The organism is Azospirillum sp. UENF 111221, assembly GCF_058780625.1.
In genome coordinates this window covers 727,510-739,360 of sequence record NZ_JBSNCH010000005.1, presented here as the reverse complement: position 1 = coordinate 739,360, position 11,851 = coordinate 727,510, and the positions used below count along the sequence as shown (strand labels likewise).

Below are 11,851 nucleotides of genomic sequence, written 5' to 3'. Positions count from 1 at the left end.
CAGGCCCGAAAGGTAGATTTGCGCAACCGGCCTGACAAGCCGGACCAAGAGCTGAGAACACGGCAGGGGGAGGGGCCCGATCATGGCCATCGACGAGCGTTTCGAGGATCTGGAGCCGCGCAAGGCCAAGCCGGCACCCAAGGACCTGACCGTGATGGGCGTGGCCGAGATCGAGGCCTACATCGCCGCGCTGGAAGCGGAAATCACCCGGGCCCGCGCGGCCATCGCCGCCAAGCAGGCGCAGAAATCCGCGGCCGAGGCCTTCTTCAAGAAGGGGTGAAAAAAGCCCCTCTCCCGCCGGGGGAGAGGGGCTTTGCCTGCTTGCGGAGAGGGTTGCCCCACTTTACCGCCCGATGCCGACCAGATCGCGGTAGCAATGCCAGGAGGCATGCCCGACGACCGGCAGGGCGATGGCCAGCCCGAGGAAGCCGGTGACCATCCCGGCGCTCATGAACAAGGCGATCAGGAAGCCCCAGGCGATCATCGCTTTGGCGTTGGCACGCACCACCGCGATGCTGGTTGCCATGGCGGTGAAGACGTCGGTCTCGCGGTCCAGCAGCATCGGCACCGACACTACGGCGATGGAGAACACCGCCGTCGCGATGATCCCGCCGAACACTGTTCCGGTCAGCAGGAAGGGGATGGTCTCCGCCGAGAAGAAGATGCGGTCGACCAGCTGGTCCAGCGCCGGCGGTTCGCCGGAGAAGAACAGGGCGAAGATCAGGAAGGCGACACGGATCCAGGCCAGCAGCGCCAGCATCAGCACCATGCCGATCCCGGCGATCTGGACCCCGTTGCGGCGATAGGCGGCGACAACCTTGCCGAAGGTCGGCCGTTCCCCCAGTTCCAGCAGGCGGCTGGTCTCATAGAGCCCGACGGCGAACAGCGGCCCGACCAGCATGAAGCCCGCCGCCATCGGCAGCAGCAGATATTCCATGTCCAGCGTCGCCAGCCCGACCACCAGCACCAGGCTGGAGATCACCGCCAGAGCGCCGTAGGCGAAGCTGATGCCGGGGGCGGCCATCATGTCCTGCCAAGCCGACGCCAGCCAGACCCAGGGCCGGTCCATCTCGACCGAGCGGATCGCCGGCAGCCAGTTGGGGGTTTGCGTCTGAGGCGTCTGCACCGAACCGCGAAAAGACGTCATGTCGACCATGAAGACGGCCCTCCCCATCACCCTAGGAAAGCGCCCGCCGGCGCCCATGACCGGCACTGTCACACAGCCGCCCTGATAGTCGCAATAGGGAACTATCGGCATATCCAATAGTAACAAAAAAGCGGAGGTTATTCCCACTCCCCAGCTTGGTCTTTACCGCGCTTTCGGCTTATGCGGTCAGTCCTCCCCATCCAGCTTATGCCCATCCAAAGCCTGAGTGCGTCGCTCGGCATCCTTGCGGTCGCGCTCCTTCTCCGCCTTGGTGCGGCCGAATCGGGCCCGATTCGCCTCCGCTTCCCTGGTGCGTTCCGCCTTGTCGCGGGTCTTGCGGAAACGGTTGAGGTTGACCACGTCGCCCATGGCACGGTCTCCGGTGGCTGTTTTCAGGGGGTTCGGCGCCGCACGGCCAATTCCGGCGGGCGGCGGGACGAAAAAACTTTGCGAAAAATCCGGGCAGATCCCGACTTGGCCGTGGGATTGCCCAAATTGCTTGTTTCTTCTGCGGGCGCTAGCTTACCGAAGGATGGCGCGCACCGGAAGCGGACGGTGCGGTGGGTGGGGGAACTGGTCTTTGTATAGACGTGGCAAAGGGGCGCGGCCGACGACAGGGCCGGTCGCAGGGAAGGCGGAAACCCGGTGAAGAAGATCCTGATCGCTGCACTGGCCGGACTGGCGGTTACGGCCGGTCTGCTGCTGGCGGCGCCGAGCCTCATCGACTGGAACGCCTACAAGGGCATCATCGCCGAACGGGTGTCGCAGGCGACCGGCCGGCAGGTGGAGTTGCGGGGCGACGTCGGCTTCACCCTGCTGCCGTCGCCGGCGCTGACGGTGCGCGACGCCCGGCTCGCCAACGCCGCCGGCGCCGCCGAACCTGACATGGTGCGCCTGAAGAAGCTCGACGCCCGGGTGGCGCTCGGCCCGCTGCTGGGCGGCCGCATCCAGGTCGAAAGCATCGCTTTGGTCGAACCTATCTTCGTGGTCGAGGTGCTGAAGGACGGCCGCATCAACTGGGACCTGTCCACCGCCGGTACCCGCGGCGGCGACGGGCTGGGGGCGGCCGAGGGGCTGGTCTCCGCCGTCAGCTTCGATCAGGTGCTGATCGACAACGGCACGATCATCTACCGTGACGACCGCAACGGCCGGACCGAGACGGTGGCGGGCCTCAGCGCCCGCATCGCCGCCGGCAGCCTGAACGGCCCTTTCCAGATTCAGGGCGATTTTCGCCTGCGCGGCCTGCCCCTGCATGGCGAGGCGACCGCCGGCCGCTTCACCGAAGGAGCGGCGGTGCCGGTGCGCGCCACCCTGTCGATGCCGCACACCGACGCCACCCTGCGCTTCGCCGGCATTCTGACCGGCGGCGGCAACAGCGGGGGCAGTGGCGGAGGCGGGTCGAAGGTCCAGGGCGATCTGCGCGCCGAGGGCAGCGACTTCGCCAAGCTGATCGACTCCCAGAAATCCTCCTGGGCTCCGGCGGCGCTGGCCCAGCCCTTCAGCCTGCGCTCGACGGTGGAAGCGGGGACCAGCCTCGCCACCTTCTCCGGGCTGGAAGCGCAGCTTGGCGACACGCGCGCCACCGGCAACGCAACGCTCCGCGCCGGCGATCCAGCCAAGCGCGAGGAGCCGCGCACCGAACTGACCCTCGCCGTCAACCGCCTCGACCTCGATGCCTGGCTGGCCCAGGGCGCGCGCAACGGCGGCAAAACCGCCTCCACCCCATCCGCCGCGTCCGGCACCGCGGACTCGTCCGGCGCCGCCAAGGCACCGGCCCTGTCCGTCGTGCTGCCGGCCGGGGTGGAGGCCAAGCTGGACGTCGCCGTCGATGCCATCGCCTACAACCGCGGCGTGGTGCGCCAGGGCCGGATCGAGGCCAGCCTGTCCGGTGGCCGGCTGAACATCGACCGGATCAGCGCGCTGCTGCCCGGCGGCTCCGACTTCGTCGCGGCGGGAGAGGTGACGACGCCGGGGGGCAGCCGACGCTGGACGTGCGGATGGAGGCGAACGCCGACAACCTGCGCGCCCTGCTGGACTGGGCGAAGCTCGACCTGCATGGCGTTCCGGCCGACCGGCTGCGCCGCGCCTCGCTGTCGGGCCGTCTCCAGGGCCATGCCGACCGCTTCGAGCTGTCGGGCCTCGATTTCCGCTTCGACAGCAGCCGCCTCAGCGGTGCCATCGCCTATGTCGACCGCGGCCGTCCCGCCTTCGGCGCCCGGCTGGAACTCGACCGCCTCAATCTGGACGGCTACCTGCCGGCCGATCCCGCGACCGCCCAGGCGCCCTCGCTGGCGCCCTCCCAGACCGCTGCCCAGCCGACCAATCGCGCCGTCGGCCCGCGCAATGGGAGCGCAAACGGCTCTGCCGGTTCCGCCCAGACGCCGCAGCGCATGATCGGCATTGCCGACGCCAACCTCGACCTGCGGGTCGGGCAGCTGACGGTGGGCGGACTGCCGGTGCAGGGGCTGCGCCTCGACGCCACGGTCGCCTCCGGCGCCCTGACGGTGCGCGAGGCCAAGGTGGACGACATCGCCGGTCTCCAGGCCCGCATCGACGGCCAGGTCGCCAGCCTGATCCCGTTGCGCGGCGTGAACCTCGCCCTGACGGCCGACGCCAAGTCGCTGGGCGGCCTGCCCAGCGCCGTGTCCTGGCCGCGCGGCCTGCCGGTGCCGGAGCGGCTGGGCGCCGTCAGCGCCAAGGCGCGGCTGGCCGGCGACGGCGAGCGGCTGGCGGTGGAGGCCTCGGCCGGCATGCTCGGCGGCACGCTGGAGGCCGGCGGCGTTCTGCTCGGGCTGGACCGCACGCCCAGCGCCGACCTCAAGCTCCGCCTCACCCATCCGGAGATGGGGCGGATCGCCGCCCTGTTCACTGACACCGGGCTGGCCCGTGCCTATGGCCCGCTCGATCTTTACGGCGAGTTGTCGGGTTCGGCGGCGTCTCCTGCCCTGAACAACCTCCAGGGGCTGGTCGCCGGCGTGCCCCTGCGCGGCAAGCTGGTGCTGGACCACAAGGCTGAACGCCCTGCCTTCCAGGCCGACATCCAGACCGGCGACCTCGACCTCGACCGGCTGCGCAACGCCCCGCTGGTCGGCGACGGTGCCGGGCGTCCCGCCAACGCCGCTGCCGATCCCGCCGCAACGCCGGCAGACCCGCTGTCCAACCTCGCCTGGATGCAGTCGCTGGACGGCCGCCTCGGCTTGACCTCCACCTCCCTGACGGTGGGCGGGCAGCGCATCGCCCAGCCGGCGCTGCGGGCAACCCTGTCCAAGGGCGTCGCGACCCTGGAACAGCTGGACGGCGAGTGGCAGGGCGGCCAGATCGGTCTCAGCGGCCGTCTCGCCACCGCGGCCGGGCAGGCGCCCAAGCTCGACGCCGATCTCACCGTCATCAAGGCCGACACGGGCAATGCGCTGTCCGGCCTTTCCGGGCTCGGCCTCAGTGGCGGCACCGTCGACCTCGACGTGACCCTGTCGGGCAGCGGCCATGGCGACGCGCTGCTGCGCAGCCTGACCGGCCGCGGCCGGGCGGTGGCGTCGGGTGGCGTGCTGCGCGGCGTCGACCTTGCGGCGTTGCGCAGCCGCCTTGCCGGGGTGGAACGCACGCAGGAGGTGCTGACCGCGGTCGCCGGTGCGCTCCAGGGTGGGGAAACGAAGCTCGACCGGCTCGACGCCCGTTTCGCCATCGACAACGGGGTGATCCGCACCGAGGACGCCCGTCTGACCACCGCGCCGGCCGACGGCACGCTGGCCGGCACCGTCTCGCTGGCCGAGGAGCAGGTGGATCTGGGTTTAACCCTGAAGGTAAAGACGGACGGCGACCTGCCGCCGCTCACCCTGCGCATGACCGGCCCCTGGGCTGCCCCGACCCAGACCCTGGACCTGAAGGCGCTGCGCGACCGCTTCAACGCGGCGCCTGCGAAATGACGGCCGGCGCGAGTAATGCCCCAGCGAAATTGACGGCCTGCCCACACGGCCAAGGGCGTTGAAGTCGCCGCGTGCGGCGTCCATAATGAACGAACGGTAACCGGAAGTCAGAGCGATGCAGGTGGACAACAGGATTTTGGACGATCTCGCCCGTGTGGCGGGTGGCGCGCTCGGCGCCTTTTCGTCCTTGCGCGAAGAGGCCGAAGGCCAGCTCCGTGCCCAGCTCGAACGTATTCTGTCGCGGATGGACGTCGTCAGCCGCGAGGAATACGAGGCTGTCCGCGCCATGGCCGCCAAGGCCCGCGAGGAGCAGGAGGTGATGGCCGAGCGGCTGGCCGCCCTTGAGGCGACCGTAGCATCGCTGAGCGCCGCGAAGGCACCGCTGCCGGTCGCCGTCGAGGCCGCCGGTGTCCCTGCCGTGGTCGAGGCCGATCCGGCCGGTGTCACGCCGGAAGAGGGCAAGCCCGGCAGCAAGGCCACCCCGGCCGCCTGAGCGTCGCCGCCGCCGTCCGCATACCCGACGCCCCCTCCCGTCGTCCCTGTCCGCGCCGCGTCCCGCGGCCGGATGGGTGTGCGCCGGCGCCAGTCTCGCCCTCGATTCAGCCCGTTTTTTCATCATCTTGGGGTATTGGCCCGGACCGCGCGCTATCGTCGGCGCGTCTCTTCGGTCCGGGTGAACGGTACCGCCCATAGCGCCTTCACAGGAGGACGCGGACATGTCGGCAGTCGCCGTAGAGACCACCACTTCCGCCCACAATCCGCTCGACGTGGTCGAGGAAATCGTCACTGCCAACGAATGGCCCTTCGACCGCGCCACCGACGACGAGCTGGTCGTCGAGATCGGCGGGCGCTGGTGCGATTACCGGCTCTATTTCGTCTGGCAGCCGGACGTTGCCGCGATGCAGTTCTCCTGCCAGTTCGACATGAAGGTCCAGGCCGCCCGCCGCACCGCCGTCGCCGAGCTACTGGCCGAGGTCAACGGCCGCATGTGGCTGGGCCATTTCGACGTCTGCTCGGAGGAGCATACGCCGATGTTCCGCCAGAACCATGCTGCTGCGCGGGGCGCGCGGCGCTGCGGTGGAGCAGCTGGAGGATCTGGTGGAGATCGCCCTGTCGGAATGCGAGCGCTTCTATCCCGCCTTCCAGTTCGTGATCTGGGGCGGAAAGTCGGCGTCGGAGGCGGTGTCCGCCGCCATTCTCGACACCATGGGCGAAGCGTGACAAGACAAGAAGCCTGGGCGGGAAAGCCCTGGCGAACCGGAGAGGGGCAGGGGTCATGACGGCGGAATCGGGTGCGTCGCTGCTGTTGGTCGGCTGCGGGAAGATGGGTGGGGCGATGCTGGACGGCTGGCTCGCCGCCGGGATCGCGTCGCGCGTCGTGGTGGTCGACCGCGCCGGCCTGCCGCAATCGGTGGCGGGCGACACCCGTGTCACCCTGGCATCCGCCGCTGACGCCTTGCCGGACGGCTTCATTCCCGATGTGGTCGTCCTGGCGGTGAAGCCGCAGGTGATGGAGGATGCGCTGCCGTCCTACCGCGCCCTGGTCGGCCCCGGCACGGTCTTCCTGTCGGTCGCCGCCGGCAAGACCATCGCATATTTCGAACGGCTGCTGGGGGAGGAGGCGGTCGTCGTCCGCTCCATGCCCAACACGCCGGCCGCCATCGGCCGCGGCATGACCGTCGCCGTCGCCAATGCCCGGGTCAGTACCGGCCAGCGCGCCCTGTCCGACCGCCTGCTGCGGGCCGTCGGCGATGTCGCCTGGGTGGAGGACGAGGGGCTGCTGGATCCCGTCACCGCCGTGTCGGGCAGCGGCCCGGCCTATGTCTTCTTCCTAGTCGAGGCGATGGCCAAGGCCGGCGAGGCCGCCGGACTGCCGGCCGATCTGGCGATGCGGCTGGCCCGCGCCACCGTGTCGGGTGCCGGCGCCCTGCTCGACGCCTCGCCGCAGCAGGAGGCCGCCGATCTGCGCAAGGCGGTGACCAGCCCGAACGGCACCACACAGGCCGCGTTGGAGGTGCTGATGGCGCCGGAGGGCGTGCAGCCGGTGATGACCGCCGCCATCGCTGCCGCCGCCCGGCGGTCGCGCGAACTGGCCGGTTGAGAGGCGCGGCCATGACGGCGCTCAGCCCGTCCGCCGCCCGCGTCCAGGCCCTGCTCGACAGCATCGGCCTCGGCCATCGCGTGGTCGAGCATGAAGGCAGCACCCGCACGTCGGAGGATGCCGCCAACGCCGTCGGCTGCACGGTGGCGCAGATCGCCAAATCGCTGATCTTCCGCACGAAGGAGACCGGTCGCCCGGTTCTGATCGTCGCCAGCGGCGCCAACCGGGTGGACGAGAAGGCGGTCGGCCGGCTGATCGGCGAGAAGATCGAGCGTGCCGATCCGGAGTTCGTCCGCGAGTCGACCGGCTTCGCCATCGGCGGCGTTCCGCCCATCGGCCATGCCGTGCCGCCGCTGGTGATGATCGATGACGACCTGCTGCGGCTGGAAATCATCTGGGCAGCAGCCGGTACGCCCAATGCAGTTTTCCGCCTGACCCCCGCCGATCTGGTCAGCATGACCGGTGGCCGGGTGGAAGCTGTCCGCAAGGCATGATTGAACGGTTGGACGGGTGACGTTCGCCCGTCCACGCACCACCTTATAAGGCAATCCCTGTCGCCTGGAGGTGGTGCCATGTCCGACATGTCGTCCGACAAGCCTGAAGACAACAGCTTCCGCTCCGATCCAACAGTCGATCTGGCGGACTCCGATGCGCTCGACCGCTCTGTTGCGGCGGCGGCGATGGGGCTGGCGGCCGAGAAGGGCTGGCGGCGCGTCGGCCTGCTGGAGGTCGCGCATACCGCCGGCATCCCGCTGTCCCGATTCCATCATCGCTATCGTGGGCGCTCCGACGTGCTGGCGGCGGTATCGCGCGTCGCCGACGCCACCGTTCTGGCCGGCGACACTCCCGTCGATCCGACCGAATCGGCCCGCGACCGCTTGTTCGACGTGATGATGCGCCGCTTCGACGCGCTTCGTCCGTACCGTGAGGGTTTGCGGTCCGTCGTGCGCGACCTGCCGGCCGATCCGGCGGCGGCACTTGCCTTCACCTGCACCTTCGGCCGCTCCATGGCCTGGATGCTGCGTGCGGCGGGGATCGATCCCGACCGGCGTGGCGGGGCGGCACTCGTGGCCGGCCTCGGCACCGTCCATGCCCGCGTCATGCGGGTGTTTCTCGACGACGACACCGCCGACCTCTCGCGCACCATGGCGGCGCTGGACAACGCCCTGCGCGGGGCGGAACGCTGGGGCGCGACCTTCTGCCGCTGGACCAAGCGGCCCGGGCCGCTCGGCAAGCAAGCGGGAACAGAGTCTATGGCATCAGGCATTTAGCAACGGTGCGGCGATCCGAGGCGGGGAGTTTTTCCCGCCAAGGTTATGCTGCGGCGCAAAAAAGCGGATTGACTAACTTTTCGGCACTCTGCATAGTCTGCTTCTGTAATGTTGCGACGCAACATGCCCGTATTCAGATGCGGGCAGCAAACACCGATGCTGGGATGAGAAACATGGCCAAGATCAGCGGTAACCCCTTCCTCGAATTCGATCCGTCCAAGCTGATGGGCGACCTGAAGGTTCCGGGTGTGGACGTCGAGTCCATCATCGCCAGCCAGCGTCGCAACATCGAGGCGGTTACCGCCGCCAACCAGCTCGCCTTCGAAGGCTTCCAGGCCATCGTCCGCCGTCAGGCCGAGGTTCTGCGCACCGTCGCCGAGGACGTGAACCGCGCCGTCGGCGAGCTGACGGCTGCCGGTACCCCGGAAGAGAAGGCCGCCAAGCAGGCCGATCTGGTGAAGGCCGCTTTCGAGAAGTCTCTGTCGAACATTCGCGAGCTGAGCGAGATGATCGCCAAGTCGAACACCGAAGCCGCTGAGATCCTGACCAAGCGCGTCTCGGACAGCCTGGACGAGGTCAAGGCCGCCATCGCCAAGGCGAAGGCCTGATCCTTTCCGGTCAGCCGGATTTCCACGAAGAGGGGTCGCCATCGGCGGCCCCTTTTTCGTTCGCGGCGTAAGTCTCGGTCGGCCTCCGCTTTGGTTTGATGGAGGCCGCGTGCGCTTGCCCATTCCGATGCCGGCCCTGGCGCGCTACCCTGGCGCGGATTGCCAGAACCGCATCGGACCCGTCATGACCATCAGCTACGACGATTTCGCCAAGGTCGACATCCGCGTCGGCACCGTCCGCGCCGTCGAAGCCTTTCCTGAGGCGCGCAAGCCGGCCTACAAGCTGACCATCGATTTCGGCGGCGAGATCGGCACCAAGCGCAGTTCGGCCCAGATCACCAGCCACTATCAAGCCAATGCCCTGGTCGGCCGGCAGGTGCTGGCCGTGGTGAACTTTCCGCCCAAACGCATCGGCCCCTTCACCAGCGAAGTGCTGTGCCTCGGCCTGCCCGATGCCGAGGGTGCAGTGGTTCTGGTCGGCCCGGATCACGCGGTGCCGGACGGAGCCCGGCTGTTCTGAAACCGGTTAAGTCATTTTTGCAAAGCATGTGGGTTAGAAAGAACCGAACGGCGGCGGCTCGCAGATATATGACATAATCGTGACAGGCGAAGTGCTGCATTTGATTTAAATCATATGACGCCAATCCAATTCCGGATGACATGCTGCACGTGACTGTGAACCAGCATTTGCAACATGATCATCCGGTGGTTGGTAATGATGAACGTCATGCGCTCCTTCGTCGGCCGGCTTTCGATTTCCACGAAAGTCACCGTGTTGAATCTTGTCGGCATGCTGGTCCTCAGCACTGCGATCCTGTTCGCCATCGGACAGGTGATCGTCCGCGATCTGGAACGGCAGGCGATCGAGATGCAGCGTCTCAGCATGGACATCGCCTGGTCGTCGTTGCAGGAGCGCGGCGGCCGATTCTCCGTCGCGGACGGGAAGCTGCTGCTGGACGGTGTCGTGATGAACGACAACAATCTGGTGGTCGACAAAATCAAGCGCATCACCGGCGGCACCGCCACGCTGTTCCTGGGCGACCGCCGGATTGCCACCAACGTCACCGCCGCCGATGGCAGCCGTGCCGTCGGCACGACGCTGGCGCAGGGGCCGGCCTACGATTCGGTGCTGCGCCGGGGGACCCCTTTCCGCGGCATGGTCGAGATCCTGGGCGAGCCCTACTATGCCGCCTATGATCCGATCAAGGATGCGTCCGGCAACCCGGTCGGCATCCTCTATGTCGGCATCAAGAAGGCGGAGGTTTTCAAGACCTTTGACGACAGCATGCGCTTCGCCACCATGCTTGTGGTGATGTGCGCCGTCGTGCTGGCTGTTCCGGGCTATCTGGTGTCGCGCCGACTGCTGCGTCCGCTGGGCCAGCTCAGCCATGTGATGACCGCCCTGTCGTCGGGCGACCTGACCGCCACGGTGGCGGGCGCCGACCGGCTGGACGAGATCGGTGCCATGTCGCGCTCGGTCCTGGTCTTCCGTGACGGCATGGCCGAGGCCGAGCGCCTGCGCGCCGAACAGGAGCGCCAGCGCGTCGAAGGGGAGGCACAGAAGCGCAGGGCCCTGCAGTCGATGGCCGATACGGTGGAGTCGGAAAGCCGCCATGCGGTGGAGCGGGTCGCCGCCCGCACCCAGGAGATGGACCACAATGCCGGCGCCATGGCGAAGTCGGCCGGGCTGGTCGGCGCCAACGCCCAGAACGTCGCCGCCGCCGCGGCCCAGGCGCTCAGCAACGCCCAGGCGGTGTCGTCGGCCGCCGAGCAGCTTTCCGCCTCCATCGAGGAGATCGGCACCCAGGTCGGCCATGCGGCCGGGGTCACCCGCGCCGCCGTCGCCGCCAGCGACCGGACCGAGGCCACCATCGAGTTCGCTGTCTTCGGCCGTCGGCCGCATCGGTGATGTGGCCGAACTGATCCAGGGCATCGCCGCCCAGACCAACCTGCTGGCGCTGAACGCCACCATCGAGGCGGCGCGGGCAGGGGAGGCGGGCAAGGGCTTCGCCGTCGTGGCGGGAGAGGTAAAGAATCTCGCCAACCAGACCTCTCGGTCGACCGAGGAGATCTCGCGCCTGATCGCCGAGATCCAGTCGGTCACTGCCCGCAGCGTTGAGGAGGTGCGCGACATCAGCCGCACCATCGGCGAGATCGACGCCATTTCCGGCACGGTCGCCGCCGCGGTGGAGCAGCAGGCGTCCGCCACTCAGGAGATTTCGCGCAACGTCGCCCAGACCGCCGGTGCCGCAACCGATGTGTCGACCCGCATCGACGAGGTGTCGCGCGAGGCCAAGGTGACGGAGGAGCGGGCCGACGTGCTGCGCGCCGGCGCGTCGGAGGTGACCCACAGCATCGACGAGCTGATGCATGTGCTGGTCCGCGCCGTGCGCACGGCGACCGACGATGTCGATCGCCGCAGCCTGCCGCGCTACCGCGTCGAGGCGCCCTGCACCGTGGAGGCGCCGGAGGGCCGTTTGACCGTCAGGCTGCTGGACATCTCCCGCCATGGTGCTGCGCTTGCCGAGGCCGATGCGGTCGGCACACGCGGCACCCTACTATTCGACAGCCTGGGCGTGGCCTTGCCCTTCGAGGCTTTCAACCGTGAGGAGGGGGTGGTGCGCATCCGCTTCCGGCTGTCGGAGATCGACCGGCAGGCCTTCGATGCCCGCTTCGACCGCTTCGAAGGGGCGATGGCCGGGCGCCGCCTGACGGCCTGATGCCGGCTGTCCGGATGGGTCGCGCCCGGGGAGCGGTGACGGACCGCGCGGATCCCTGACGGCACCGGCGCGGTTCCGATC

General features: G+C 68.7%; 13 protein-coding genes and 1 pseudogene. 12 read left to right on the top strand and 2 right to left on the bottom strand.

Annotation, left to right across the window (positions count from 1 at the left end; translation table 11 throughout):
• Positions 1-82 precede the first annotated feature (82 nt).
• Entirely contained in the window at positions 83-280 is a 198-nt protein-coding gene (locus ACWPN3_RS17895; protein WP_109096813.1) for a DUF1192 family protein, read from the top strand.
• 63 nt (positions 281-343) lie between these two features.
• Here ACWPN3_RS17895 and ACWPN3_RS17890 read toward each other — a convergent pair whose 3' ends face one another.
• Together ACWPN3_RS17890 and ACWPN3_RS17885 are read right to left on the bottom strand one after the other, a co-directional pair.
• On the bottom strand, positions 344-1,156 hold the full coding sequence (locus ACWPN3_RS17890; protein ID WP_109096812.1) for a DUF2189 domain-containing protein: 813 nt from the start codon (positions 1,154-1,156) through the stop codon (positions 344-346).
• 177 nt (positions 1,157-1,333) lie between these two features.
• On the bottom strand, positions 1,334-1,516 hold the full coding sequence (locus tag ACWPN3_RS17885; protein ID WP_109096811.1) for a DUF4169 family protein: 183 nt from the start codon (positions 1,514-1,516) through the stop codon (positions 1,334-1,336).
• A 276-nt stretch (positions 1,517-1,792) separates the two neighbouring features.
• Here ACWPN3_RS17885 and ACWPN3_RS17880 point away from each other — a divergent pair, with 276 nt between their 5' ends.
• The 11 genes and pseudogenes from ACWPN3_RS17880 (at position 1,793) to ACWPN3_RS17830 (ending at position 11,770) form a co-directional block, all read left to right on the top strand.
• Positions 1,793-3,541, top strand: coding sequence for an AsmA family protein (locus tag ACWPN3_RS17880; protein ID WP_492261644.1), 1,749 nt, complete (start codon positions 1,793-1,795; stop codon positions 3,539-3,541).
• A complete protein-coding gene (locus ACWPN3_RS17875; protein ID WP_492261890.1) occupies positions 3,538-5,070 on the top strand; it encodes an AsmA family protein in 1,533 nt (510 codons plus the stop codon). The genes ACWPN3_RS17880 and ACWPN3_RS17875 overlap by 4 nt, the downstream gene beginning before the upstream one ends.
• A 115-nt stretch (positions 5,071-5,185) precedes the next feature.
• Entirely contained in the window at positions 5,186-5,563 is a 378-nt protein-coding gene (locus tag ACWPN3_RS17870; protein WP_492240673.1) for an accessory factor UbiK family protein, read from the top strand.
• A 223-nt stretch (positions 5,564-5,786) separates the two neighbouring features.
• Positions 5,787-6,291, top strand: a pseudogene (locus tag ACWPN3_RS17865) (type III secretion system chaperone family protein).
• Positions 6,292-6,346: 55 nt separating this feature from the next.
• Positions 6,347-7,171 (top strand): pyrroline-5-carboxylate reductase, encoded by an 825-nt coding sequence (gene proC / locus ACWPN3_RS17860; RefSeq protein ID WP_492240672.1) that lies wholly within the window; start codon positions 6,347-6,349, stop codon positions 7,169-7,171.
• Between the two features lie 11 nt (positions 7,172-7,182).
• On the top strand, positions 7,183-7,665 hold the full coding sequence (locus ACWPN3_RS17855) for a YbaK/EbsC family protein (RefSeq protein ID WP_492261643.1): 483 nt from the start codon (positions 7,183-7,185) through the stop codon (positions 7,663-7,665).
• 78 nt (positions 7,666-7,743) lie between these two features.
• Positions 7,744-8,442 (top strand): TetR family transcriptional regulator, encoded by a 699-nt coding sequence (locus ACWPN3_RS17850; protein ID WP_109096806.1) that lies wholly within the window; start codon positions 7,744-7,746, stop codon positions 8,440-8,442.
• A gap of 173 nt (positions 8,443-8,615) precedes the next feature.
• Positions 8,616-9,050 carry a phasin family protein gene (locus ACWPN3_RS17845; protein ID WP_109096805.1) on the top strand — a complete coding sequence of 145 codons (435 nt, stop codon included), beginning with the start codon at positions 8,616-8,618 and terminating at the stop codon, positions 9,048-9,050.
• Positions 9,051-9,234: 184 nt separating this feature from the next.
• A complete protein-coding gene (locus ACWPN3_RS17840) occupies positions 9,235-9,570 on the top strand; it encodes a tRNA-binding protein (protein ID WP_109452528.1) in 336 nt (111 codons plus the stop codon).
• Positions 9,571-9,822: 252 nt separating this feature from the next.
• Positions 9,823-10,959: a cache domain-containing protein gene (locus ACWPN3_RS17835; protein ID WP_492261642.1), complete on the top strand. Its 1,137-nt coding sequence runs from the start codon at positions 9,823-9,825 to the stop codon at positions 10,957-10,959.
• Position 10,960: 1 nt separating this feature from the next.
• Complete coding sequence (locus tag ACWPN3_RS17830) at positions 10,961-11,770, top strand: methyl-accepting chemotaxis protein (protein ID WP_492261641.1); 810 nt, start codon at positions 10,961-10,963, stop codon at positions 11,768-11,770.
• Positions 11,771-11,851 lie beyond the last annotated feature (81 nt).

Coding starts and splice junctions, on each gene's coding strand:
- ACWPN3_RS17895 (WP_109096813.1), top strand. CDS start 83: ATGGCCATCGACGAGCGTTTCGAGGATCTGGAGCCGCGCAAGGCCAAG.
- ACWPN3_RS17890 (WP_109096812.1), bottom strand. CDS start 1,156: ATGGTCGACATGACGTCTTTTCGCGGTTCGGTGCAGACGCCTCAGACG.
- ACWPN3_RS17885 (WP_109096811.1), bottom strand. CDS start 1,516: ATGGGCGACGTGGTCAACCTCAACCGTTTCCGCAAGACCCGCGACAAG.
- ACWPN3_RS17875 (WP_492261890.1), top strand. CDS start 3,538: ATGATCGGCATTGCCGACGCCAACCTCGACCTGCGGGTCGGGCAGCTG.
- ACWPN3_RS17870 (WP_492240673.1), top strand. CDS start 5,186: ATGCAGGTGGACAACAGGATTTTGGACGATCTCGCCCGTGTGGCGGGT.
- proC (WP_492240672.1), top strand. CDS start 6,347: ATGACGGCGGAATCGGGTGCGTCGCTGCTGTTGGTCGGCTGCGGGAAG.
- ACWPN3_RS17855 (WP_492261643.1), top strand. CDS start 7,183: ATGACGGCGCTCAGCCCGTCCGCCGCCCGCGTCCAGGCCCTGCTCGAC.
- ACWPN3_RS17850 (WP_109096806.1), top strand. CDS start 7,744: ATGTCCGACATGTCGTCCGACAAGCCTGAAGACAACAGCTTCCGCTCC.
- ACWPN3_RS17845 (WP_109096805.1), top strand. CDS start 8,616: ATGGCCAAGATCAGCGGTAACCCCTTCCTCGAATTCGATCCGTCCAAG.
- ACWPN3_RS17840 (WP_109452528.1), top strand. CDS start 9,235: ATGACCATCAGCTACGACGATTTCGCCAAGGTCGACATCCGCGTCGGC.